Here is a 25,312-nt window from a genome sequence, read left to right on the forward strand (position 1 = left end):
ACATGTCGAAGCTGGAGGAGATGGACGAGCTGAGGGGAAAGGCGGAGGGCTAGAAGAGGACGGGGCCGGAGACGGCTAAATCAATTTGCGAAAGAATCTTGACGGTACCGCGGCAGATGACTTGGACGTTAGGAAACCATGACCGATAGCATGCAGCAGATGGCGCTCGATACGCTCGGCGCCTATTTTGGCTACACCTCGTTTCGCCCGGGGCAGGACCGCATGGTCGATGCGATCCTTGCCGGCCGCGATGCGCTGGGCGTTATGCCCACGGGCGCCGGCAAGTCCATTTGCTACCAGGTGCCCGCGCTCATGCTGCCCGGTATCACCTTTGTGGTGAGTCCGCTGCTGTCGCTTATGGAGGATCAGACCCGTGCATTGCTCGCGGCGGGTGCGCGACCCAGCTATCTCAACTCCAGTCTTACTCCGGCCCAGCAAAACACCGTGCTCAAGCGGGCGCGCGAGGGCCGCTACCAGCTTATGTACGTGGCGCCCGAGCGTCTGCTCGAGCCGCGCTTTTTAGCTTTTGCGCGGGAGGCCGCGGCCGCCGCCGGCATTGGCGTGCCGCTCGTGGCCATTGACGAGGCCCACTGCGTAAGCCAGTGGGGCCAGGATTTCCGTCCCGCCTACCTGCAGATTCGCGAGTTCATCGATTCCCTGCCGCAGCGCCCCATCGTGGCGGCCTTTACCGCTACGGCGACCGAGCGCGTGCGCGCGGACATTCAGCAGATGCTCGGCCTGCAAAACCCCGCGACGGTGGTGACGGGCTTCGATCGCAAGAACCTCTACTTTGGCTGCGAGGAGATGGGCGACAAGGCCAAGGCCGCGTGGGTGCGCGACTATGTGATCGCACATTCGAGCGAAAGCGGCATCGTGTATTGCTCGACTCGCAAGACCGTCGATGCGCTGGCAAGCGAGCTTGCCGAGGCGCTGGGCTCCAGCGGCATTCGCGTTGGCCGCTACCATGCCGGCATGGGCAACGACGCCCGCCGGCAAAGCCAGCGCGCCTTTATCGACGACGATATCCAGGTAATGGTTGCCACCAACGCCTTTGGCATGGGTATCGACAAGCCCAACGTGCGTTACGTGATTCACAACAACGTGCCCGAGAGCATCGAGGCGTACTACCAGGAGGCGGGCCGCGCCGGCCGCGATGGAGACCCAGCCAGCTGCCATTTGCTGTGGAACGGCAATGATTTTCGCATGCGTCGCTTTTTGATCGATCGCGGCGATGCTGCCGACGAGGCGCTCGATGACGAGCAACGCGCGTGGGCGCTCCAGAATCGATACCGCCTGCTCAGCCAGATGGAGGGCTACTGCAATACCACCGGCTGCCTGCGCGAATACATGCTGCGCTACTTTGGCGACGAGGCTGCGGCCGAGCATACCGCCGCAGCCGGTGCTAGCGGTGCCGCCACGGACGACGCCGAGGGCTGCGGCAACTGCAGCAACTGCCTCACGCAGTTCGAGGTCGAGGACGTCACCGATATGGCCCGCGCCGCCGTGCGCTATGTGGCTACGCGTCCCATGCGTTTTGGCAAGTCGCTGATCGCCGACGTGCTCCACGGCGGCAACACCGAGCGCATTCGCCAGATGCATCTGGACGAGGACCGCGGCTACGGTGAGCTGTCGAGCGAATCGGTCGGGCGCATCAAGGACATCATCGCGCAGCTGTGCGGCCGCGGTTATTTGGCAACCTCACAGGGACAGTACCCGGTCGTGGGGCTGGGCCCGCGTGCCGGTGAGGTCGAGGACGAGGCGTTTGCCTTTACCGTTAAGCGTCGTGCATCCAAGCGCAAGGCCTCGGCCCGCGCCCTCCGTGCGGTGGATCTGCTGCGCGAGGAGGCCGAGCTGGATCAGCGCCCGCGCGTGGGCGACGATGCCGAGCTGTTCGAGCGCTTGCGGGCACTCCGCAAGGAGATTTCGATCGAGCTGGAGATGGCGCCGTACATGGTCTTCTCCGATAAGGCCCTGCGCGGTCTGTGCCGCCTGCGCCCTCAGACGCGCGACGAGCTTATCCGGGTCAACGGCATTGGCGAGAAAAAAGCCGACGCCTTTGGCGAGCAGTTTATGGCGGCGATTGAAGAGTTTGAATCCGAGCATGCACGGGATGGAGCGTAACGATGGCAGCCGATAGCAAGACCGACCGTACTGACGTGTCCGCCGTGCCGCTGTACCAGCAGGTTATGGACGACCTAAAGGGCGAGATCGCGCGCGGCGTGTACGCTGCCGGCTCGCGCATTCCTTCCGAGATGGAGCTCGCGAAGTCCTACGGCGTGGGGCGCATTACCGTGCGTCGCGCCATTGAGGAGTTGTCGCGCGCGGGATATCTCAACCGTCAGCAGGGGAGGGGCACGTTTGTGTGTGCGCCCAAGCTCAAGCGCAAGATTGTCCAGAAAGGCGACGTCCAGAGTTTTACCGAGGCCTGCGCTGCCAACGACATGGCGGCCGGAGCGCGCCTGGTGTCGCGCACGGTGGTTGCGGCGACGCGCGAGGACGCGGCGTTTTTTGGCGTGGAACCCGGCTGCGAGCTCATCGTGGTCGAGCGCGTGCGCACGGCCGATGGCGTGCCCGTCATGCTCGAGAACAACGCCTTTGTGCTGGCCGACCATCCCTATCTGCAGCAGCTTGCCGACGAGGACCTCGCCGACAATTCGATTTTTGCGCTCGTTGCCGTGAATTCGGGCCGCGCACCGCTCAAGTCCGATCCCTGTACCGTGGAGATCGCGCTCGCTGATGCTCAGACGGCCCCGCTGTTGGAGGTGCCGGTCGGCGAGCCGCTCTTTTATATGGAGGCGTACTTTACCGATGCGGACGAGCGGCCCTTGCTGCTCGGGCGCCAAAAGATCGTGGGGTCGCGCTACGTGTTCGACATCTAACGTCCATAGATAGAACAATACAGAACAAGTTTGGTGAAATGAATTCACCTGCGACAGCTTGCGTGCTATAAATAGGACAACATAGAACGACCGCAGGTACGAGCTTTCGTCGCTCAAAGCCGCCACACAGGGAGGAACGTCACCGTGAACGCACACGATCTGGTTCAGGGAATAATCGGGCGCAAGGGTAAGATCGAGAATGTCTTTTGGATCGCCTGCGGCGGTTCGATGATTGACCTTATGCCGGCCAATGAGCTGCTCAAGCGTGAGGCAACCACGTTTACCTCGACGGTCTACACGGCGCGCGAGTTTTGCCTTATGGCCCCCAAGAGCCTAGGGCCGAAGTCACTCGTCATCGCCTGTAGCCACAGCGGCAACACGCAAGAGGTCGTCGACGGCTGCGAGATGGCGCTGGCCGCCGGTGCCGAGGTCGTGACTATGACTGACTACGCGGGCTCCAAGATCGATAACGGCAAGTGGACCACCTGGGTTTACCCGTGGGGCAAGGGCGAGTCGCAGGCCGAAGTTCCGCAGGGCATCGGCGCTCTGATCGCCGCCGAGCTGCTCGACCAGCAGGAGGGCTACGAGGCGCTCGCCGACATGTACGCCGGCCTTAAGCAGATGGACGCACTGCTGCCCGCTGCCCGCGAGAAGGTCAACGCCGAGCTGGGCGATCGCTTTGCCGAGCTCTGCCAGCAGCACAAGTTCTTCTATATCCTGGGCTCCGGCCCCAACTTTAGCCAGACCTACGCCATGGCCATCTGCTCGCTCATGGAGATGCAGTGGCAGCACTGCTGCTACATCCACTCCGGCGAGTATTTCCACGGTCCCTTCGAGGCTACCGAGCCCGGCGTCTTCTACTTTGTGCAGCTTGGCGCTGGCGAGTGCCGCCCCATGGAGGAGCGCGCACTGGCATTCCTCAACACGCACACCGATACAGTCATGGTGCTCGATGCGCTTGAGTACGGCGTGGGCGAGGTGCCTGCCAGCGTGCGTTCGTACCTGGAGCCGATCTTCTTCTATGCGATGAGCTGTGAGCTGCGCGCCGCCCGCGGCAAGGTATTTGACCACAGTCCCGAGGTTCGCCGCTACATGGGCGTCGAGCGGTACTAGGTAACGGGGAACGCGATTTTTCATGACGGGGCCTTCGCCAAGCGCGGGCCCCGTTTGCGTTACGGCGCCCCTTTCTGTTTGTCGAAAACGAAGTCAAATACTTTTCCCGAGAAGTGAACGACCTATTTTGGACCCCCGAAGCATCGACATTTTTTGACGCCAAAACAGCAGGAAAATCTTAATGAAACTGCAGGAAATGGTCCCCACAAAGTGCCGATGCTTCGGGGGCTCGTTTTTGCTCGTTCACTTTTCGGGAAAAGTATTAGACCTAAATCTGCAAGCGTGTCGCGTGAGTCAAAAAGCGGGCCGCGCCGGTGGGTTTCCGGCGCGGCCCGCTTTACATTGTGTCCGTATGAGTGAGTTGTCGCATCAACCGGCGGACTACTTGGCGTCGTAGGCCTCGGCGTCCCACCAGTCGAGCTGGGCGATGTTGTCGCGGATGTGCTGACAGCTCTTGTGGAAGCCCTCGAGCTCGTGCTCGGAAAGGTCGAGCATGTAGACCTCCTCGACGCCCTCGGCGCCGATCACGCACGGCAGGGAGGTAAAGATGCCCTCCTCGCCATACTGGCCGGTCATAAGCGTAGAGGCCGAAAGCACGGCGTGCTCGTTGTGCAGCACGGCGGCGCAGACGCGCGCGGCGGAGTTGGCAACGGCGTACTCGGTGCACTGCTTGCCGGCGTAGGTCACATAGCCGCCCTTGCGTGCGAGCTCCTCGACCTCCATGTGGTCGAAGGCGTACTTGTCGGGGTTCTCGGCCTGAAGCTCGTTGAGGCTCTTGCCGGCGATGGTTGCGGCCTTAAAGGCGGCCAGCTGGCTAAAGCCATGCTCGCCGATCATGTAGGCGTCGATGGACTTGGGGCTCACCCCGACCTTCTTGGAGATCTCGGTGCGCAGGCGGGCAGAGTCCAGGCCACAGCCCGAGCCGATGATCTTCTTGGGATCGTAGCCGGTCAGATGCCACAGCTCAGTGCACACGACGTCGCAGGGGTTGGAGATGCTCACGAAGATGCCGTCGAAGCCGGCGTCGACGATGCGCTTGGCAAAGGTGCGGGCGGCGTCGGTGGTAAAGAACAGCTCGCCGTCGCGGTTGCCGGCGGCCAGTGCGACCTTGCCGGCGGCGTTGACGATGACGTCGCAGCAGGCCAGCTCCTCGTAGTGGTCGTAGCAGTTGACGATCTTGGTGTTGTACGGGACAAACGAAAGGGAGTCGCGCAGGTCTTGGACCTCGGACGTCACCTTTGCCTCGTTGATATCGCAGAGGTACAGCTCATCGGCAATGCCCTGCATGAGCAGACTGTTGGCGACATGTGCTCCTACGTGGCCCTGGCCGACCACACCGATCTTACGCGTCTGGTACATATTCATATCCTTTCGGCCGAGTTTTTCGCATCGAACCATTGTAGCGTCCTGCTGCCACTTTGCTAGGCTAAAGCGCCGTAGATTTTTGGGACATGCCTTAATCTCTTCTTTTGGAGTGATTTGGGCCGCTGACGGTGTCTCGGGGCGATGCACTCGCGCGGATGGGGCCGCTCGTTGTACCATAGCTGCAACTGACTCGTAAGGAGCATCCATGCCCATTCGCATCCCCGACGCCCTCCCTGCCGCCGCGCAGCTCGAGAGCGAGAACATCTTTGTCATGACCGAGTACCGCGCGCTGCACCAGGACATCCGTCCGCTGCGCGTGCTCATCCTCAACCTCATGCCCACCAAGATCGCCACCGAGACGCAGATCATGCGCAAGCTCTCCAACACGCCGCTGCAGGTAGAGGTGGACCTGCTACGCACCAAGACGCACGAGGCCACGCACGTGAGTGCCGGCCACCTGGAGACGTTCTACCGTACGTTCGACGACATCCGCGATATCCACTACGACGGCCTGATCATCACGGGCGCGCCGGTGGAGCAGATGCCGTTCGAGGAGGTCGACTACTGGCCCGAGCTCTGCCAGATCATGGATTGGTCCACCACGCACGTGCACTCTACGCTGCATATTTGCTGGGGTGCACAGGCAGGGCTCTACCATCATTACGGTATCCAGAAGTGCGACCTGCCGGCCAAGGCGAGCGGCGTGTTTGAGCATTATCTGGTGAAGCCGCAAAGCCCGCTGGTCCGCGGCTTTGACGACCGCTTCTATGCCGTGCACTCACGCAATACCGATGTGCGCCGCGAGGACGTGGAGGCCGAGCCGCAGCTTGAGGTCGTGGCCGTATCAGACGAGGTGGGCCTGTACATCGTCAAGTCGACCGACAGTCGCCGCTTCTTTGTCTTTGGCCATCCCGAGTACGATACCGACACGCTGCGCCTGGAGTACGAGCGCGACGTGAAGCGCGGGCTCAACCCCCAGGTGCCGGCGCATTACTTCCCAGGTGACGACCCCACCGCCGAGCCGCGCAACGTCTGGCGCAGCCAGGCCCAGCTGCTCTACACCAACTGGCTCAACTACTACGTCTACCAGACCACGCCCTACGACCTGGCCCGTGCCGGCGAGGAGCACTAGGCTACGGCTGCGGTTGCGGTTGTGGCTGCGGCTGCGGCTGCGGCGTGACGAGCGTGGATTTTCGGATGCCCATCTTGCGGGTGCGATACAACGGCGGTTAGGCGCTGATGATGTGGGGTAGCGGCAGGTCGTGGGTGTCGGTGGGAACGTGGTCGACACGCTGCTCGTCAAAGGCGATGCCGATGATTTGGCATGCGGGCGAGAGCGTGGGCAGGTAGCGGTCGTAGCAGCCGCCGCCATAGCCCAGGCGCGCGCCGGTGTGGTCGAAGGCTACGAGCGGCACGACGATCATATCGAGCGCCTCGGCAGGCACGATAGGAAAGCGGCTGCTGTCGACGTCCGTGGCTGCGAAGGCCCGCGTAGGGTGGGCGATAAACGGGGCCTCGGACGCATCGCCGGCAGCAACTGCCCGCATGCACATGCGCTGGCCACAAGCCACGGTGTCAGCTGCCGAGAACATGCACGGATAGGCCACGCGCCAGCCGTGTTTTGCGGCCGCTGCGGCAAACGCGGCAGGATCTGCCTCGGAGCCCATGGCGGCATAGACGGCAACGGTGCGCGGGGCCGCGGGACCCGAGCCGCCCAGCAACTCAACGAGCCGCGCGCATACAGCAGCAGACTTTGCCGCCCGCATATCCAAATCTAGAGCGTCGCGCCGGGCAATTATCGCCCGCCGCAACTCGGCCTTATCCATCCCGGCCCCTCTCTCAAACCTACCAAAAAGGGACAGGTTTATTTTGGTAGGTTTTATCTGGTCAAATGTCGAAACCACCACGCAAACCATCGCAAGGGGAGCAGTTCATGGACACCTTCGTGGGTTTTGACGAAGAGTGGGTGTTCGCGGCGGTGTGTCTCGATCTGTAACAGTAACTCGGCAAAATCGGGCCTAGATGTTACAGATTTAGACAAAGGGCCGGCGTCATCCGAAAACGTCTCGATTTGTAACATCTGGAGCCAATATTGCCGCCTAGATGTTACAGATTTAGACAAACTGGTGTGACGGGCTGAGCTGCCCCGCCCAGGCAGCGGCAAAAGAAAAGGTAGATTTTCAGGCATGTCCCAAAAATCTACCTTTGCTGTGCGTTAGCCCAGCAGGTCGATGACGTTAAAGCCGGCGTTGCTCTTGGCGATGACGTCTCGGCCGCCAAAGACGCAGGTGGGCGAGACGGCTGCGATGCGCGTCACGTCGGCGCCGAGCGAGCGCAGCTCACCGGGCGTGGCGGCGAGCATCTGGGCGCGGCGCTCCTCGCGTGCATGTGGATCGAGTCCGGCCAGGTAGGTCGTGTTGCGGCGTTTGGTGAGCGCGTACGGCTTCACCGGCGCGTCCATGCCGCTCACGCAGCTCACGATAAAGCCCTCAAAGGCGGCCACGTCGGGCTCAAAACTGCCGAGCCATTCGCCTGCGCGCGCCACGCGCTCAATCGAGGGGTCGATTGCCGGGTCGCGGTAGGTGTAGAACGCGGCCTGACGCTCGCCTGCCGCGCGGAATCCGCAGCCGTACGCCCCGCCTTTCACGCGGATCTCGTTCCACAGGTAGTCGTAGGAGAGCGCGTTGGCGGCAACCGCCCAGGCGCCCGTCACGTCAATGCCCAGGCGACGCGGGTCGCATGCGCTTGCCGCAAAGCAGATGTCGCTGGGGATGACGAAAGCCTCGTGACGGTCACACGGCGTCGGCACCACGAGCGCGTCGCGGCCGGCAACAGCACCGTCGCCCACGCCCAACCCCAGGTCGCCCGCGGCGGCCCAGTACGCGTCAAAGTCCTCATCGCTGCCGGTAAAGCTCGCCAGACAGCCGTCGGCCACAAAGATGCGGCCTGCCAGCTCGGCAAGCTTGGCGCGCAGGTCGTCCAGGCGCTCGTCAAAGTGGTCGAGCAGATCGCGCAGGAACAGGTAGAAGTCCACGCCCGAAAGCTGCTCGCGCACCACGGCCGAGGGCGAGCTGTAGCTCATCGCGCGACCGAGCGCCGCCGAGTGACCGTTGTTAATGAAGCCCTGCTCAAGCCCAATGCGAATCTGCGTGAGCACGTCGCGCACGCGGTCGGCGTCGGCATCAAGCAACAGCGAGCTCGACCACACCTCGCGCGGCAGGCTCGCCAGCGCATCGATCTTTTCGGACAGGGCGCCGGCGCTCACCAGCAGGTAGGGGCGCACGCCGTCCACGTCGGGCTGCGTCATGACCTCGGTCGTAAAGCTCAAAAAGCCCAGCTTGCCGGCGATGAGGTTGTCGAGCTCCTCGGCCGAGTGCTCGCTCGTGGGCAGCTGTTTGAGCAGGCGACAGAGCAGGGTCACATAGGGCAGGTCTTCAAACGCAACGCAGCTCAGGTCGAAATACTGCATGGCGTAGGCCAAGCGGTTGGTGGGGATGCCGTGGCGCAGGCAGGGGATGGGCGCGGTCGTGTCCACAACGAGCGGCGGCTCGGGGCGCGCCTCGCCAATGTCGGACACGCGCAGGCGTGGCAGCGTGGCCTTGGCCTCGGGCGTGTCATCCGCCTCCTGCGCGGCGCGCAGCGCGGCCGTGCGCTCGACCACATCGGCCAGCTCGGCATCGGTCATGGCATCGCGCTTGGCTGCCAGCTCGGCAGCCTCGGCACTCTCCGCACCCTCGGCGGCATCCACCGGCACCAGCTCGACTAGCGCCATGTGGTCGTTTTCCAGCACCAGCTCGCGCAGCAGGTCCTCAAAGTAGCTGCCGTCCAGCTCGCCGCGCAGCTCCTCGTACACCGGGCCGTACTTGAGCGCTAGCGTCGCGGCGTCGTCATCGTAGAGCCAGGTGCTCAGCGCGTCGCACGCAATGGCCACGCCGTCGGCGATACCGTAGTCGCGCTGGCGCAGGTCGTATTCGTTGCTGCTGATGATGGCCTCCAGGCGCTCGCGCGGAACGCCGTGCTCGCACAGGTCGCGGCAGGCGTCCTGGAACACCCGGCGCAGCTCGCGCGCCACGCCGGGCTGCGCGTTTTGCAGCATGATGAGCTCGTAGGGCTGCAGGCTCTCGGCCGCGGTGTAGCTCACCACGTTGCCGCCCAGGCCGGCGGCAAGAATGGCCTTCTTAACCGGCGCCTCGTTGGAACCCAGCAGTGCCTCGAACAGGATGTCCGCCGCGATCGTGCGCTTGCGGTCGAGCGCGCTGCCCAGCACAAGACCCAGGCCCACCAGGGCGTTCTCGGGTGTGGTTGCCATCTCGACACGCTTGTACTCGCAGGTCACGGGCGCCTGCACGACTAGCGGATTGGGCGCCAGCGTGGACGGGTTCTCGCCGGCTGCAACGGCAGCGTCCATGCGGCGGCTCGCGGCACTTGGCTGCGACAGATAGCGCTCGTCCAAAAAGGCCAGTGCACGGTCCACGTCCAGGTCGCCGTAGAGCGTGATGTAGGAGTTGGAAGGATTGTAGTGGCGCGCGTGCGTGTCCAGGAACTGCTCGTAGGTGAGCGCAGGGATCGCGCGCGGGTCGCCGCCGCTCTCGTGCGCATAGGCGGTGTCGGGATAAAGCGCGGTGTTGACGGCATCGTCCAGCACGCTCATGGGGTCGGACAGCGCGCCCTTCATCTCGTTGAACACCACGCCGTTATAGCGTAGCGTTCCCTCGCGCAGGCTTGCGGAACTGCCGTTGCCCTCGCCCTCGGCGCCCTTCGGCAGGTCCAGCTCGTAGTGCCAGCCCTCCTGCTCAAAAATGGTGGGCTTGGTATAGATGGCCGGGTTGAACACCGCGTCCAGGTACACGTCCATCAGGTTGTACAGGTCCTGCTCGTTGGTGGTGGCAACGGGGTAGATGGTCTTGTCGGGGTAGGTCATGGCGTTGAGGAACGTCTGCATGGAACTCTTGATCAGGTCGACGAACGGCTCCTTGACGGGAAACTTGGCCGATCCGCACAGCACCGAGTGCTCGAGGATATGGAACACGCCGGTGGAATCGGCCGGCGGCGTCTTAAAGCCAATGGCAAAAGCCTTGTTTTCGTCGTCGCACGCCAGGTACAGCAGGCGAGCGCCCGAGGCGGTGTGGCGCAGCACGTAGGCGTCCGAGTCGAGCTCGGGCACGGTCTCGCAGCGCTCGACGGCAAAGCCGTGACAGGTGGTGCCGGGCACCAGCAGCGCGGCGGCAGCGGCGCGCGGGTCGGTTGAGGTGGTGGGCATATGCAGTCTCCTTTGACGCCCCAGCGGGGGCGAATCGAGTCGAATCCTCGTGAGTATACCCATATGGGGCCGCGGCTCTGCGGCGAACTGGAGACGATGCCAGCGGATTGGGCATAGACCCCGCGTGACCGCCGTGCGAGCGTGGAAACTTGGACGCCTATCGAATGAGAGTGGATTTTCGGACGGAATCAGCCTCAAAACGTCCAAATATCCACCCTCATTTCGCGACCGTCCAAAATCCACGCTCATCCGCCGCCCGCGCATCTCTCATCTCTCATCTCTCATTCGTCACGAATACGAGAGATAACAGAAAGACGAGAGATGAATATGAGAGATAACTGAGCAGCAAAGAGACAAGAAATCACGGTATTGTCTCAATACTGATTGTTCTACCAGCAAAAACATGTTTAAATGAAACAGATGGTAGATATCTTATCTCTCATCTTTCACTCATCTCTAATACGAGAGATAACAGAGAGACAAGAGATAATTACGAGAGATAACTGAGAGACGAAGGAAATCTATTCGCGGCATTCTCCGCCGGACCGAGCGAAAGGACGTGCAGATGAACGAGAACGAACTGATCGGTCTGCTCGAGTCTTTAAGGCGGATGGGCTCGGACGATCTTAGCGTCGAGGTCAAGGAGAGCGCCACGACGCTTTCTCGCGACGTATGGGAAACGGTTAGCGCATTCGCGAATACCGCCGGCGGAATTATCGTGCTCGGCGTGAGCGAGCGCGCGGGCTTTGTCCCGGTTGAGGACTTTGAGACCGAGAAGGTGCTCAACCAATTTGTCGCAGGCATGGGTGATGCCGGCGGTCGCGGAAAACTGGCCAATCCGCCCAAATACACTATTGAGCGCGTGGAGCTTCGGGGCACCGTGGTTCTCGTTATCACGATTGAGGAGCTCGACCCGTCGAGCAAGCCCTGCTATGTAATAGAACGCGGCGCCCAGGGCGGCAGCTACAAGCGCATTGATGACAAAGACGTGCCACTTTCATCGACCGAGGTTTTGGCACTGTCGTCATACGAGCGGACGAGTCCTAGCGATCGCGATGCAGTGCCCGGCGCGGTTGCAGGCGATCTTGACGAGGCACTGGTCGATCGCACGATAGAGCGTGCTTTCTCGCTGACACCTCGGGCAATGCGCGGCGCGCCGGACAAGAAAACGAAGCTGGAGCGCCTGAATTTCCTCGACTCCCAGGGCAAAGTTACTAAGGCCGGGCTCCTGGCTGCGGGTGCCTATCCTCAGCAGTTCTATCCTAAGCTCTTTATCGATGTGGCGGTCTATGCCGGAACGCAGAAGGGCGCGGCGGGGTCGTTGAGGTTCATGGACCGTACGATCTGCGAGGGAACGTTGGGCGAAATGATCTCGGATGCCGTCGCGGCAGTCGCCAAGAATTTGCGGCGAACCTCGACGATCCAAGGCGTCTCGCGTGTCGACTCGCTGGAGATTCCCGAGGAGGTCCTGCGCGAGGCAATCGCCAACGCCGTAATCCACCGAGAATACGGAGATCGGTTCTGTGGGCAGTCGGTCGCTGTTGACGTCTTTGATGACCGTATCGAAGTGACGAACCCCGGCGGCCTATACGGAGGAAAGACTCGCGAGAACTTGTTTGACGGCAGCTCCCGGTGCCGCAACGCGACGCTCATGAAACTCATGTCGATTGTTCCGCTGCCGGATGGCGCAGGTTCGCCGGCTGAGGGCAATGGCTCGGGCATTCCGATGATGATCGACGCCATGTGTGCTCATGGTTTGGCCGAGCCCCTGTTCTGCCCGGGATTCGATCGGTTCAAAGTGGTTCTCTATCGCTCAAAGGTCGAGCCGGTCGACCACGGCGGTGACTTAATTGTGGCGGCACTTAAGCGTTGCGGTGAGCTGGGTACGCGCGAGTTGGCGGAGCACACAGGGCTCACAATTTCCCAGGTTAGGTCGCGCGTCAACACACTCATTGCTCAAGGCGAGCTTGAGCCCACAGCGCCGGCGACGAGTCGCAACCGCAAGTATCGACTGTCGGAGCGTGCGGAATAAATGCGCCAGCGGACGAGGTGACCCAATAATCGACTCTCGATTGGCGCCCGCTAAGGTAAGGCGGTTGTTGCCCAGTCGACGGCGAAGTTAAAAATCCGGCTTACGCTGGCATAGTCCCGAACCCATCCATCAAGAACAGCCTAAGAACCAGCTTGATGGCATATCCCGGTTTGATTTCTGCCGCGTCAAAGACGTGGCGCTCGGTGAGCTCGCTGCAGTATGCGTAGATATCGCGGATAAGGTCCGCGCCCGAAAGCGTAAACATGTAGCCTGCGTCCGAAAGCGCATTGGGCGCGGCGGGCAACTTGGCCATGTGGCAGAACGTTTGCAGGTCGGGCGCCATAACATTCTGGTAGTCGAGGTGGCCGCTGGCATCCTGTGCGGCAAGCTCCAATTGGCGCACAAAATCCAGCGCCGCCGCTAACACAAAGCTCGGCGTAGGCGCATTGACGTCCTGAGTGGTCGCCACAAGCCTGCCCGCCGCCTGCGTGACAAGCCAAGCGACCTCGCGCTGGCAGCGCACGGCCTTGCGCGTCACCGGCCTGATGGACGAAGAAGAAACGCTTCCCTTAGGCGGATTCGAAGCAGCCATAAGACCCTCCCATGAACAATACGGCCCAACAAGCCCGGATGAAACACGTGCTACATCAGTATACAGGGGAGTGGGATGGAAAAACGGAGCCGACAGCGTGAACTGCCGGCTCCGGATTGCTTGCCTTAGAGGCCGTACACTTCGACCATAGCTTCACCAATACGGTGGGGCACGCCGGTGACGAGTGCGTTGCCCATGCAGAAGGCTCGATGGCCGTCAGTCATGCCCGTATCGGTCCAGCCTTTCGGGAATCCCTGAAGCTGATCGAGCTCGTCGGGAACAAGACGGCGGAAACGGCCATCGGGACATTCGATGGCGTGCTTGAAGCGGCTCGCTCCCGTGCCGCCTTCTCCTGTGAGGATGGTGCGGCTCGGCTTGTCGGTGGCATCCGGGAAGCTCATGGCTCCCTCGGAATACGTGTACGTAAAGCCTGTCTTTTTGTTAGTGCGCTCTTCGCGCTTGCTGCCCTTAAGGTAGCGCCAGTCGGGAAGCTTTTCGTCGGAGATGTAGAACTGCTCCGGGACATCAGCCTCGTCGACAAGCACGTCGCCAAGCACGTGGCGCTCACCGTGATAGTCTTCGGCAAAGTCGCAGGTCAGAACATGACAGCCCTGCATGACGCCGGCATTCTTGAATTGAGAGGTCTTCTGGCCGACGCCAAAACGAGTTGAGTTCTCGTAGGGGTCGGGTAAAACGTCGAGCTCGGACATCTCGTCGGGATAGATGGCGGGGAAGGCTTTAGCCATGACGCCGTTGTGCATGCGATCAACGAGATCAACCCTGCCAGTGTCCTTTTCGCAGAAGATATAAACACGCTTGCGACGCTGGGGGAAACCGTATTCGGCAGAGTTGACCACGCGCCATTCGACCGTGTAGTCGAGGTCGGCAAGACAGCTTAGGATAATGGCGAAGTCGCGACCGCGTTGAGACGCGGGCGATTTGAGCAGGCGGTCGACGTTTTCGAAGAGGCCGAACTTGGGTTTCTTCATCTCGAGGAAGTGATAGATGTCCCACCAGAGGACACCCTTCTTGCCCTCGATGCCGTGCGCCTGATTGAGAGGACGCGCGACAGAGTAGTCTTGGCAGGGAAAGCCACCGACGACCATTTGCACATCGGGGATTTTAATTTCGCCGGCTTCAGCCTGCTCCAAGACCTTATTGATATCTTCGTTGACAACGGAATCTTCGCCAAAGCGGTCCATGTAACAACGTGCCGCAAACTGACGCGCCTTGGTTCCGGGCGGTTCCCACTGATTTGCCCAAATGGTGCGGAAGGGGCCGGCTGGTTTCATATAGAAATTGGGATAACGAGGGTCGGCATAGCCTTCGAGGCCCAGACGAAATCCGCCGACGCCAGCAAAAAGCTCGGCGATTTTGACCTCTGACATACTCACTCCCCCAAATCGCTGCAAATGCAAAGATCAAGGGTACAGAAATCGGGTTGCAAATGGACGATCCCCAGGGGATCTTCACGGTATAACCCGAATTTACAGTAGCATACATATTAGATCGTGTCTTATTTCGAGAGGATTTGCCATGTCCAAGAAGCACCTCGATTTCAAGCGCATGCTTGACGATACTGATTTTTCTGACCCCTCAAGCATCGAGCGCTATGCTGCCAATCTCGACGGGATGACGTTTCGCGATATTCTTGAGCTTGGCATTGCTCCGGAGGGGGAGAGCGCGCCCAAGGACTTTGGGTCCAAGAAGTACAAGGGCGGTATGGGAACCCTGATCGAGGAGCGTTACTTTGGCTACAAGGCCAACAGCGACGACCGGCCGGACTTTCCCGAGGCTGGTGTCGAGCTCAAGGCAACGTGTTTTGACGTACTTAAAGACGGTCGTAAATCTGCCGGTGAACGTCTTGTCTTGACGATGATTCCCTACGATCGTCCCGTTTCGCTCGACTACGACAGCTCGCATCTCAAGACCAAGCTCAGCAATATCCTGCTGATTTACTACGGCCGCGATCGCTCTATCGACAAATACGACCAGCGCATTGAGCGTGCGGTCATGGTTCGACTGCCCGAAGAGGATATGAAAATCATTCGCGCCGACTACGAGAAGATCATTTCTTATATTCAGGATGGCCGTGCGGACGAGCTTTCAGAAGGCATGACGACTTATCTGGGTGCTTGCACGAAGGGCGCAACTGAGGCCACGATGTGGGCGGACCAGTATTATGAGTACTTCAATACCGATACGGGTGAGATTGAGCACCATCGCGCAAAGCGTCGCGCCTTTTCCCTCAAGCGCTCGTATATGGACTATGTGCTCCACACTTATGTCCTCGGTGCTCCGCGAGTCGGGGAGAGCATTGTTCAGGACGATGGCAAGTCTATCGATTTCGAAAGTTACGTAACTGGACTTATCGAGCAACACTATGGCGAAACTGATCGCCAGATTGCGGAGCAATACGGGTTGGAGTACACGGGCAATAAGGCGCAGTGGACAACGCTCGTCTATCGTATGCTCGGAATCAAAAACAATGCTGCCGAGGAATTCGTCAAGGCAGGGATTTCCGTTCGAACTGTTCGAGTTAACAACAGGGGGCACATCGAGCAGGCTATGTCGTTCCCGCCGTTTGAGTTCATGCGTTTGATCGAGGAAGACTGGGAAACGTCCCCTTTTCATGTGTGCCTTGAGACCAATCGTTTCTTCTTCGTTGTGTTTCGCGAGGACCACGATGGCGTGCTGCGTCTCGACCGTTGTTTGTTCTGGGCGATGGGAGAAAACGAAATCGAAGGCCCTGCGAAAGCTTGTTGGGATGAGACGCGAAAGGTAATACGTGAGGGCATTGAGCTCAATCCATATCGGGATGCGAGCGGAAAGCTCAAAGTGACTAACAATCTGCCCGGTATGGCGGACAACCCAATTGTTCACGTTCGTCCACATACGTCAAAAGCGGCTTACAAGTTTGCCGATGGAACAGAGGTCGGTGACATCGCAAGGAATGCTTACGAACTGCCCGACGGGCGCTGGATGACGAAGCAATCGTTCTGGTTCAACAAGGGCTACCTGGAGCATATTCTGGGGCTGTAGCGTTTCGAGATCATTTAACAATCAGCCCCTGCTCCTTGATACCTCGATGTCGTCTCTACAAATAAATTCCCTCACCGAGTTGCTTGTGGAACTTGGCGTGATGGTCGCGTGCCCAGGTAAAGAGTGCCTGGTCAAAATTGGTACGCGTGGCCGGGACGCCAAAGACGCCGGCAACTTCGACGCGCACAAACTCCAGTGCCGGCAGCTTGTTGATGGCAGTGAGGGCAAACGGGGACGTGGGTTCTTCGAACAGATAGCGGCTGCCTTGCAGCGCGTCGCAACTGGTGCACGTGTTGCCGAGTGACGGGGCTTTGGAGGCTCGCGCGCCTACGGGCTTGTAGCCACAGCGCTTAGAAAGATAGTCGCGGATCTCGCCCGGGACGCAGCCAAGAGCGGGAACAATGGCGAGCGCGTTGGCATTGGTCGTGTCGATGGCAATGTGCCCGGCCTTGTTGGGTGCGTGCGCGATGGCGATGCCCTCGCCGTCATCGGCTCGATAGGGAATGCCGAAGGCCGCGACCGAGGTCTCTTTGTGGCATTTCCAGCATTCGCGCTTGCCCAGTACTAGATATATATACGGCGCAGAGGGGTCGGATCGGTCAACACCGGGCAGCCACTCGGCAAAGGGCTCGGGGTTGACGCCGCTGGGTACATACCAGATCTTCTTGGTCCGGTCCCATTTGGCGCCCAGCGCCTTGGCTTCTTCTTTGCGCGAAAAGGGAACATCGAGCTCGGTGCGCATGGTGGCTCCTTGGTGCCTCAGGTGTAAGTGGTTCAAGGATACCGCAGGGTGTGGACGTTGTGGCGTTTTGCCGAGAAGCCGCGGTGCGGACTGGTTGGTTACGCCTTGGATAAACGGGCAAGTAGATGGTCGGCTTTTGGCCAGTTGAGCGGCAACCTTGCCAAAAGCTTGACGGATTGCGGTTTGGGCATCGGCGAATGAACACTTTGGCGCACCTCGGCGAAAAAACCGCCGGTCGTTTACCGGAAACTTAACAGAACCGCCAGCCGCCGCCGGCGTGCGTGCTATCTTCGCGCCATGAGGTACTTTATCGTTTCACATAATGCCGCATTGGCGCTGTTGGCGCACATGCCGAACCCTCGCTTTGGGGATTCGGAGCCAGAGGTCGTGTCGATTGCAGGCGCCTGTGCGCTCTTGGATCAAGAAGCGCAGGAGGTTATCGATCGCTATGACCTGGGGATCGAAACGCTGGATTTGCTGGTGCCGTCGCGCGCCGGCCGTCGGCAGAGCAAGCATGTTAAGACGCATCTGTGCACCAACGAGCTCCCGGCGGGTTCGTTTATCTCGCTGGGCCACTGGATGGGCGACCTTGATGCGTATGTGTGCTCTCCCGAGCTGGCGTTTTTGCAGGCTGTGCACGATGGCGATATGGCGGCGGCCGTCTATGCCGGCTATGCGATGACATCGGATTACCGGCTGGATAACCTTGCTCCCGGTGGGGTAACAGGCAGGGATGCGGGCATGCGCGATAGCAGGCTCACGACTAAGGAGCTCATCGCGGCGTATATCGAGAAGTCACCCAAGGTGAGGGGTATCGCGAAGGCAAAGGCGCTGCTTGCATATGTGATCGAGGGGTCGCGCTCTCCGAGGGAGTCGGGGCTCTGCATGTTTATGTCGCTGCCTGCGCGCTACGGCGGGTATGCATTGGGCAAGGCCGAACTTAACAAGAAGGTCTTCATTCGCGATGGATACAATGACGGACGCGATCACAAGCTTCGCGTGTTGGAGCGCACACCCGACATAACGCTTACGGCTAAAGTCGAGGTGGGCATGGATAAAGTAAAGGCCGGGCTGCTGCCAGAGGTGCTGACCGCGATGGTCGATTACGACAGCGATGCCATTCATGACGGACGCGAGAAGATTTACAAGGATGCCGAGCGCCGCAACGAGTTGGAGCTGTTGAGCGGCGTGGCACACTTCACCGTGACGACTGAGCAGGCAAATGACTACGACAAGCTCATCCGGCTGTGCGAACGCATCCGACGGAAGCTGCATCGGAACAAGCGACCCATTTTTAACAAGCCCATGAGCGAGGAGCAGCGATACTTTGCCCTCAAGCGCGTCGAAGCGAAGCGGTTTAAGCTTTGGCAGGCCGTAATCGAGTCGCGTCAACATTGGTAGGGGCGGTTGCTGGGCATGGGACCAAGGGTCTCATTGTCAGGTCTAATACTTTTCCCGAGAAGTGAACGAGTCAAAACGGACCCCCGAAACATCGACACTTTTGGTGGCTTATTTCCTGCGGTTTTACCATTGGAATCCTGCGGTTTTGGCTGTAAAAAGTGTGGATGCTTCGGGGGTCCAAATAAGGTCGTTCACTTCTCGGGAAAAGTATTAGACCTGGTTATGGGAAGGCTGTCCGGATGTGGCCGCGAGGCTTGCGAAGGCCAGATCGGGGCGGTCGCCAAGGCTGTTTGGGTGATTTTGGGGCTGGTTGGGGCGGTCGCCGGGGTTGTCTGGGCGACTTTGGGTGTGGCAGGGGTAATTGCCGGCGATACCGAAGCAATTTGGGGTCTGCCGGGATGATTACCGGTTATGTAGAGGCGGTATCAGCCTCGATTGGGATGGTTATTGGAGCTGCCGAAGCGGTTTTGGGTGCCACGGCGCCCTTTTGGCTTAGCAGATAAAACAAAACAGCCCAGAGGTATAGCCTCTGGGCTGCGAACATTTGGTGGGCGTTAGAAGATTTGAACTTCTGACCTCTTCCGTGTCAGGGAAGCGCTCTCCCCCTGAGCTAAACGCCCGATCAAGGGTGCGCAAGTGCGCAAGGGATAATATAACGGAGCTTGAACTCGGTGGCAAGAATATTTTTTAAAATCGCTAACGTTATGGAGTCAAAGGGCTTTGTCGCGCCCATTTTAAAAGAGCTCGCTGCCGTGATTTGGCTGTCGCATAATGCAAAGCCGTTGCGATGCCGAACCATGGAAGAGACGTCTGCGGAATTGTCCTACCGATAAGCGGACAAGCCCCCAGCTGGTGCCTTCGCCGTGGTAAGGTAAGCCGAATTGTTTCCAGGCTGTTTCGGGGGAGCGGGATGAGCAAAGAGCGTGTCGAGCAGGTCGAAGGCGCAGGGGCTTCGGTGCCGATGACCGATATATCGAACATTGATGTGCCCGAGGGCACCGATGAGCTCAGCCGCAGCACCCGCCGTGCATGGCGCGACCGCCTCAACGACGCCCAGACGCGCAAGATGATCGTGGGCATGTTGGCTACGCTCGTGGGCGGCTCGTTTTGGGGCTTCTCGGGCACCAGCGCGAGTTTTTTGTTCGATACCTACCATGTCGATACGCTGTGGCTTATGAGCATACGACAGATTCTCGCCGGCCTGCTCTTTATGGCCGTGGTGGTCACGCGCGATCGCGAGCGTCTGGTCAAGCTCTGGACCACGCCTGCCGACCGTAAGCAACTACTGCTTTTTACCGCTTTTGGCCTGCTGTTCAACCAGTTTTGCTATCTTTCGGCCGTGCGCCTGACCAACGCCGGAACCGCGACGGTCCTTCAGTGCCTGCAGCTGGTCATCATCATGGGATATACCTGCATCACCGATTGCCGCAAACCGCGCATGCGCGAGGTTATCGGTATTGGCCTGGCCCTTGGCGGCACGTTTTTGATCGCCACCGGCGGCGACCCCACGAGCCTGAGCATCTCGCCGCTCGGTCTGGTGGCGGGTCTTATGTGCGCGGTGAGCGCCACCTGCATGGCGGTGATTCCCGCCAAAATTCTGCCAGAATACGGCAGCCCCATCGTTACGGGCTCAGCCATGCTCACGGCTGGTATCGTCACCTGCACTATCGTGCAGCCTTGGGCCCATATGCCGGCGCTCGATGCCGCCGGCGTCGAGGCGCTCGCGGTGTTTGTGGTCGTGGGCTCGTTTTTGGCGTACATGCTCTATATGCAGGGCGTCAAGGACATCGGCTCGGTGCGCGCGAGCCTCATCGGGACCGTGGAGCCGGTCTCGGCAACCATTACCAGCGCCGTTATGCTGGGCACGGTATTTTTGCCGACCGACCTTATCGGCTTTGCCATGATTATCGTAATGATGTTTTTAACGGTGTAGCCCCCGCGGTTGCTATTAAAGGATAATGGGCTGGCGGCGCGTTGCTTTGGCGGCGCGCCTTTGTCTACGGAAAGGACCTCTTATGAAGTACTTTGGCACCGACGGATTTCGCGGCGAGGCCAACGTTGGGCTGACCGTGGAGCACGCGTACAAGATCGGCCGCTTTGTGGGCTGGTATTACGGCGCCAGGCGCGGGGCCAAGGCGCGCGTGATCGTGGGTAAGGACACGCGTCGTTCGAGCTACATGTTCGAGGCGGCGCTGGTGAGCGGTCTGGTTGCGAGCGGCGCAGACGCCTATATGCTGCATGTGATTCCTACGCCGGGCGTGGCGCACCAGACCGTGGAGGGCTGCTTCGATTGCGGCATCATGATCAGTGCGAGCCACAACCCGTTTTGCGATAACGGCATTAAGCTGGTCAACAGCGACGGCTTTAAGATGGACGAGGACGTGCTGGAGCTCATCGAGGACTACATCGATGGCAAGAGCGAGGTGCCGCTGGCCACGGGCAACCACATTGGCGCCACGGTTGACTACATGCAGGGTCGCAACCGCTACATTGCCTCGCTCATTGCAAGCGCGAACTTTTCGCTGCAGGGCGTCAAGATTGGCATTGACTGCGCCAACGGCTCGGCGTCCTCTGTCGCCAAGCCGGTGTTCGATGCGCTCGGCGCCGATGTGCGCGTGATTAACGCCGCACCCGACGGCTTTAACATTAACGTCGACTGCGGCTCTACGCATATGGAGCGCCTGCAGCGCCATGTGGTGGAGCAAGGCTTGGACGTGGGCTTTGCCTACGACGGCGATGCCGACCGCTGCCTGGCCGTGGACGAGCGCGGCCGCGTGGTCGACGGCGACCAGATTCTGTACGTGTGCGGCGTGTATCTTAACAAGCACGGGCGCCTCTCGGGCGGTACCGTGGTGCCGACGATCGCCAGCAACTTTGGCCTGATTAAGTCGCTGGAGCTTGCCGGCCTGAGTGCCGTGACCAGCGGCGTGGGCGACCGCCACGTGTATGCCAAGATGCGCGAGGGCGGCTACAGCCTGGGTGGCGAGCAGACGGGCCATACGATCTTTGGCGATATCGAGCGTACGGGCGACGGCATTATGACCTCGCTGCGTGTGATGGAAGTGATTCGTGCCGAACGCGAGACGCTTTCGCAGCTCGCGGTGCCGTGTAAGCTGCTGCCGCAGGCGCAGGTTGCCGTACGCGTGGCGGACAAGGATGCTGCGCTGGGCAACATGGGCGTGCAGGCCGCCATTGCCGAGGCCGAGGCGTCGCTGGCGGGCGAGGGCCGCGTGCTGGTGCGCAAGAGCGGAACCGAGTCGGTGATTCGCGTTTTGGCCGAGGCCCCCGACCAAGACGCCGCCGACGCCGCCATGAAGCGCATCGCCGCTGCACTCGAAGCTCTGTAGTTACGCGGTTTTACCAAACCGCGTAACTGCTCGACGCTGCAAACGACCCCAAGCGGCAATCTGGCGTTCAATTTCAAGGGCGCGACCAGAAGGTCAGCGCCCTTTCATTTCACGTCACCTTGCTCGCTTGGGGCCGTTTTCGCTGACGTTGCCAAGACATCGACGTCAACATGGTTGGCGTTGGCGATGGCGTGCTGGTCAATCCTTACAGCTGGTACAGCGTGGTGAACTTGTCCTGCAGGTAGCTGCAGTAGTAGCGGGCATCGAATGCCATACCGCACGCGCCCTTGATGAGCTCCGGCGCGTCCTTGGCGCGGCCCCACTGCCAAATGTGCTCGCCCAGCCAAGCGCGGACGGGTGTCAGGTCGCCGCTCGCACAGGCGCCGTTAAGGTCGACACCGTCGCGGCACATGGCCGGCACAAACATGGCATCGTAGGCGCTGCCCAGCGCATACGTGGGGAAGTAGCCAAACGAGCCGCCGCTCCAGTGCGTATCCTGCAGGCAGCCGCGCGTGTCGTCGGGAACAGGAATGCCCAGGTACTCGTCCATAAAGCGATTCCAAAGCGCGGGGATGTCCTTGGCCGTGGCCTCGCCGGCAAACAGCATGCGCTCAATCTCGTAGCGCACCATAATATGCAGCGGGTAGGTGAGCTCGTCGGCCTCGGTACGGATCAGCGACGGCTGAGCGATGTTCACGGCGTGGTAGAGCGTGTCCTCGTCCACGTTGCCGTAGACCTCGGGCGCGTGACGGCGCAGCACTTCGAGCAGCGGGCCCATAAAAGCGCGACTGCGGCCTACGGTGTTCTCGAAAAAGCGGCTCTGGCTCTCGTGAATGCCCATGGAGGTGCCGCCCTCCAGACACGTACGCGCGTAAGCGGGATTGACGCCCAGCTCGTACATGGCGTGCCCCGCCTCGTGGATGATGCTATAGACGTTGGAGATGCAGTCGTTCTCGTAGATGTGCGTGGCGATGCGCGCATCGCCCACCGAGAAGCCCTCGCTAAACGGGTGCTCGGTAAAGGCGAGCGTGGTGTCGTCCAGGTTAAGGCCGACGAGCTTCATCAGGTCGAAGCTCATGGCGCGCTGGGCGGCCTCGGGCACATGCGCGTGCAAAAAGTCGGCAGTAGGCTGCTGCCCGCGCTCGCCGATGGCGTGAACGAGCGGCACGACGGTGGCCTTGACCTCGTCACAAAACGCATCGAAGCTCTTGGCGGAAAGGCCGCGTTCGTACTGGTCGAGCCAAACATCGTATGGGTCGCGCTTGGGGTCCATGAGCTGGGCCTGATGCTTGAGCTGGGCGACGATTCTATCCACGTAGGGCTCAAAGCTCGCCCAGTCGTTGGCCGTCTTGGCCTTGTGCCACACGGCGTCGGCCTTGCAGGTGAGCCTGGTCCAGGCCTCGGCCTCCTCAGTAGGGATAACGCTTGCCTCGCGCTGGTCGCGGCCGAGCACACGGATCTCGTCGAGCAGCTGCGGGTCGTCGATCTTGCCGCCGGCGACGGTCTCGTGTGCCAGCGAGCTTACAAGCTCGACGGACTTTTTGCTGGTCAGGAGCTTGTGATGTTCGCCGGCAAGGGTGCCCATAGCATCGGCGCGGGCCGCAGCGCCGTTGGCGGGGGCAATCGTCGCGCCATCGAACTCGGCAATCTTGAGCAGGTACTCGCGGGTCCATAGTTTGCCTTCGAGCTTGCGGAGCTTCTTGATGCCCTTGCCCGCCTTGGCGTTCTTAGAGGCCTTGGCCACGGCGGCCTTGGCTTTCTTATCGAGTTTCTTTCCCATACCTATATCCTTGATCTCGCAGACCGGACGCCACGGGTGGGCGTGCGGCCAGTTTGCACAGCTACCTACCTTGTACCCAGTGCGAACAAAACGGAACGCGGCGATATGCTCGCAGAATGTGTTATCCTATAGCCCAATGCGTTGACGGAGAGGGTTTTGCCCGCCGCGTCGCCGGCAAGAGAGGGAAGGTCATGGGCTGCAAGCCTTCCTGCGGTGGCAAGGGCCAAGCGTTCACTCCCGAGCAGCAACCTCAACGGGCGCGCGGCCAGCGGCGGCGAAGCCCCAGTAGGGAAGCCGTGAGCCTCGCGATAAGGGGCACAGAGTGGGCACGGCGGGCCAGACATCCGCCGGGTCAAACAAGGTGGTACCGCGGAATTCAACCGTCCTTGGGCAATGCACATGCCCGAGGACGGTTTTTTGTTACCGAACCGGGCCGCGTTTTTGCAACGCCAGACGGCGGCAGTCGTCATGGCGAGCGGGGAACGCGAGAGACGAAAGGGAAGACATGAGTCTGATTGATGATCTGGTCAAACTCGAGGAAGAGGCCAAGGAGCTCGTCGCAGGCGCCGACGACGCCGCCAAGCTCGAGGCTGCGCGCGTTGAGCTGCTCGGCCGCAAGGGTCGTATTACCGGCCTGATGCGCATGATGGGCAAGCTCGCCCCCGAGGATCGCCCTGTGATGGGCAAGCGTGCCAACGAGATGCGCCAGCTGATCGAGGGCATGCTCGACGAGCGCACCACCGAGATGAAGGCCGCCGCCCTCAAGCGCGCACTGGAGCACGAGGCCGTCGACATCACGCTGCCGGGCATTCGTCCGCAGATCGGCCACCAGCACCTGATCAAGCAGATCATCGAGGAGGCCGAGGATATCTTTAGCGGTATCGGCTACACCGTCGAGTCCGGTCCCATGGTCGATACCTCCTACTACAACTTCACCGCGCTCAACGCCCCCATGGATCACCCGAGCCGCTCGGCCCGCGACACCTTCTATGTGGTCGACAACAACCCCGGCAGCGTCGCGCACCCCGAGGCGCATGCCCACGGCGAGTCCGACGTGCTGCTGCGCACCCAGACCTCGGGCGTGCAGATTCACACCATGGAGTCGCAGAAGCCGCCCATCTACATGATCTGCCCGGGCACCGTCTACCGTCCCGACACGGCCGACGCCTGTCACCTGCCGCAGTTCAACCAGATCGAGGGCCTGGTCGTCGACGAGGGCATCACCTTTGGCGATCTTAAGGGCACGCTCGACTACTTTGTTAAGTGCATGTTTGGCGAGGACCGCAAGACGCGTTACCGCCCGCATTTCTTCCCCTTCACCGAGCCTTCCTGCGAGGTGGACGTGAGCTGCCACGTCTGCGGCGGCAAGGGCTGCAACTTCTGCAAGCACAGCGGCTGGATCGAGATCTTGGGCTGCGGCATGGTCGACCCCAACGTCCTGATCAACTGCGGCATCGACCCCGAGAAGTACACCGGCTTCGCCTTTGGCATTGGCGCCGAGCGCGTCGCGGCCCTGCGCTACGACCTGCCCGACCTCAGAACGCTCATGACAGGCGATATGCGTTTCCTGAATCAGTTTTAAGTTGACCTGTCCCGGCGGCTTCCCGAGCCACCGCACCTTGCCCCTCAAACCGTCGCTTGCGTACCCAAGTACGCGGCGCTCCTCTTTCGGGGCAATCTGCGGCACCTCGGAAACCCGTCTCCGTAGCTGGAGTTTTCCGTCTGTTTATTGCAGACGTTACAGATGAAAGGAGACCAG

Annotated in this window: 17 protein-coding genes and 1 tRNA gene; 10 read left to right on the top strand and 8 right to left on the bottom strand. The window is 60.7% G+C overall.

The genetic code is table 11. From position 1 onward, the window contains the following. Positions 1–138 precede the first annotated feature (138 nt). The 3 genes from ACTQWD_RS06680 to ACTQWD_RS06690 all read left to right on the top strand — a co-directional run bounded on the left by ACTQWD_RS06680 (position 139) and on the right by ACTQWD_RS06690 (position 3,992). Positions 139–2,121 (top strand): RecQ family ATP-dependent DNA helicase, encoded by a 1,983-nt coding sequence (locus ACTQWD_RS06680; RefSeq protein ID WP_441559582.1) that lies wholly within the window; start codon positions 139–141, stop codon positions 2,119–2,121. A 2-nt stretch (positions 2,122–2,123) separates the two neighbouring features. Next, positions 2,124–2,879 carry a GntR family transcriptional regulator gene (locus ACTQWD_RS06685; RefSeq protein WP_441559583.1) on the top strand — a complete coding sequence of 252 codons (756 nt, stop codon included), beginning with the start codon at positions 2,124–2,126 and terminating at the stop codon, positions 2,877–2,879. Positions 2,880–3,023: 144 nt separating this feature from the next. Beyond that, a complete protein-coding gene (locus ACTQWD_RS06690) occupies positions 3,024–3,992 on the top strand; it encodes an SIS domain-containing protein (protein ID WP_441559584.1) in 969 nt (322 codons plus the stop codon). A gap of 381 nt (positions 3,993–4,373) precedes the next feature. On the opposite strand, the gene ACTQWD_RS06695 is transcribed toward ACTQWD_RS06690, so the two are convergent. Beyond that, on the bottom strand, positions 4,374–5,351 hold the full coding sequence (locus ACTQWD_RS06695) for an L-lactate dehydrogenase (RefSeq protein ID WP_441559585.1): 978 nt from the start codon (positions 5,349–5,351) through the stop codon (positions 4,374–4,376). Positions 5,352–5,562: 211 nt separating this feature from the next. Here ACTQWD_RS06695 and metA point away from each other — a divergent pair, with 211 nt between their 5' ends. Next, the gene (metA, locus tag ACTQWD_RS06700) at positions 5,563–6,489 is read left to right on the top strand and encodes a homoserine O-acetyltransferase MetA (RefSeq protein WP_427719472.1); all 927 of its coding nucleotides are present in this window, start codon (positions 5,563–5,565) and stop codon (positions 6,487–6,489) included. Between the two features lie 97 nt (positions 6,490–6,586). On the opposite strand, the gene ACTQWD_RS06705 is transcribed toward metA, so the two are convergent. Continuing rightward, positions 6,587–7,183 (bottom strand): 5-formyltetrahydrofolate cyclo-ligase, encoded by a 597-nt coding sequence (locus ACTQWD_RS06705; protein WP_427728457.1) that lies wholly within the window; start codon positions 7,181–7,183, stop codon positions 6,587–6,589. Between the two features lie 389 nt (positions 7,184–7,572). Then, positions 7,573–10,617, bottom strand: a complete 3,045-nt coding sequence (locus ACTQWD_RS06710) for an insulinase family protein (protein ID WP_441559586.1) — start codon at positions 10,615–10,617, stop codon at positions 7,573–7,575. 565 nt (positions 10,618–11,182) lie between these two features. Here ACTQWD_RS06710 and ACTQWD_RS06715 point away from each other — a divergent pair. Next, positions 11,183–12,649, top strand: coding sequence for an ATP-binding protein (locus tag ACTQWD_RS06715; protein ID WP_152067326.1), 1,467 nt, complete (start codon positions 11,183–11,185; stop codon positions 12,647–12,649). 100 nt (positions 12,650–12,749) lie between these two features. Here ACTQWD_RS06715 and ACTQWD_RS06720 read toward each other — a convergent pair whose 3' ends face one another. Both ACTQWD_RS06720 and dcm read right to left on the bottom strand, forming a co-directional pair. Beyond that, complete coding sequence (locus ACTQWD_RS06720) at positions 12,750–13,241, bottom strand: hypothetical protein (RefSeq protein WP_441559587.1); 492 nt, start codon at positions 13,239–13,241, stop codon at positions 12,750–12,752. 125 nt (positions 13,242–13,366) lie between these two features. Continuing rightward, on the bottom strand, positions 13,367–14,629 hold the full coding sequence (dcm, locus tag ACTQWD_RS06725; protein ID WP_441559588.1) for a DNA (cytosine-5-)-methyltransferase: 1,263 nt from the start codon (positions 14,627–14,629) through the stop codon (positions 13,367–13,369). 148 nt (positions 14,630–14,777) lie between these two features. Here dcm and ACTQWD_RS06730 point away from each other — a divergent pair, with 148 nt between their 5' ends. Beyond that, positions 14,778–16,283, top strand: a complete 1,506-nt coding sequence (locus tag ACTQWD_RS06730; protein ID WP_441559589.1) for a Sau3AI family type II restriction endonuclease — start codon at positions 14,778–14,780, stop codon at positions 16,281–16,283. Positions 16,284–16,338: 55 nt separating this feature from the next. On the opposite strand, the gene ACTQWD_RS06735 is transcribed toward ACTQWD_RS06730, so the two are convergent. Then, positions 16,339–17,025 (bottom strand): DUF5710 domain-containing protein, encoded by a 687-nt coding sequence (locus ACTQWD_RS06735; protein ID WP_441559590.1) that lies wholly within the window; start codon positions 17,023–17,025, stop codon positions 16,339–16,341. Positions 17,026–17,412: 387 nt separating this feature from the next. Here ACTQWD_RS06735 and ACTQWD_RS06740 point away from each other — a divergent pair, with 387 nt between their 5' ends. Further along, positions 17,413–18,426 carry a hypothetical protein gene (locus ACTQWD_RS06740; RefSeq protein ID WP_441559591.1) on the top strand — a complete coding sequence of 338 codons (1,014 nt, stop codon included), beginning with the start codon at positions 17,413–17,415 and terminating at the stop codon, positions 18,424–18,426. A 545-nt stretch (positions 18,427–18,971) separates the two neighbouring features. Here the strand turns inward: ACTQWD_RS06740 and ACTQWD_RS06745 are convergent. Next, positions 18,972–19,046 (bottom strand) — tRNA-Val (locus tag ACTQWD_RS06745). Between the two features lie 290 nt (positions 19,047–19,336). Here ACTQWD_RS06745 and ACTQWD_RS06750 point away from each other — a divergent pair. After that, a complete protein-coding gene (locus tag ACTQWD_RS06750; protein WP_441042259.1) occupies positions 19,337–20,359 on the top strand; it encodes a DMT family transporter in 1,023 nt (340 codons plus the stop codon). A gap of 82 nt (positions 20,360–20,441) precedes the next feature. Beyond that, entirely contained in the window at positions 20,442–21,773 is a 1,332-nt protein-coding gene (glmM, locus tag ACTQWD_RS06755) for a phosphoglucosamine mutase (RefSeq protein ID WP_154517601.1), read from the top strand. A 205-nt stretch (positions 21,774–21,978) separates the two neighbouring features. On the opposite strand, the gene ACTQWD_RS06760 is transcribed toward glmM, so the two are convergent. Then, positions 21,979–23,553 carry a carboxypeptidase M32 gene (locus ACTQWD_RS06760; protein ID WP_441559592.1) on the bottom strand — a complete coding sequence of 525 codons (1,575 nt, stop codon included), beginning with the start codon at positions 23,551–23,553 and terminating at the stop codon, positions 21,979–21,981. A 505-nt stretch (positions 23,554–24,058) separates the two neighbouring features. Between ACTQWD_RS06760 and pheS the strand changes: the two genes are divergently transcribed. Then, positions 24,059–25,135, top strand: a complete 1,077-nt coding sequence (gene pheS, locus ACTQWD_RS06765; protein ID WP_441559593.1) for a phenylalanine--tRNA ligase subunit alpha — start codon at positions 24,059–24,061, stop codon at positions 25,133–25,135. Positions 25,136–25,312: the final 177 nt, after the last annotated feature.

It is taken from the genome of Collinsella sp. LCP19S3_B6 (assembly GCF_052121815.1).
Taxonomy (GTDB): domain Bacteria; phylum Actinomycetota; class Coriobacteriia; order Coriobacteriales; family Coriobacteriaceae; genus Collinsella.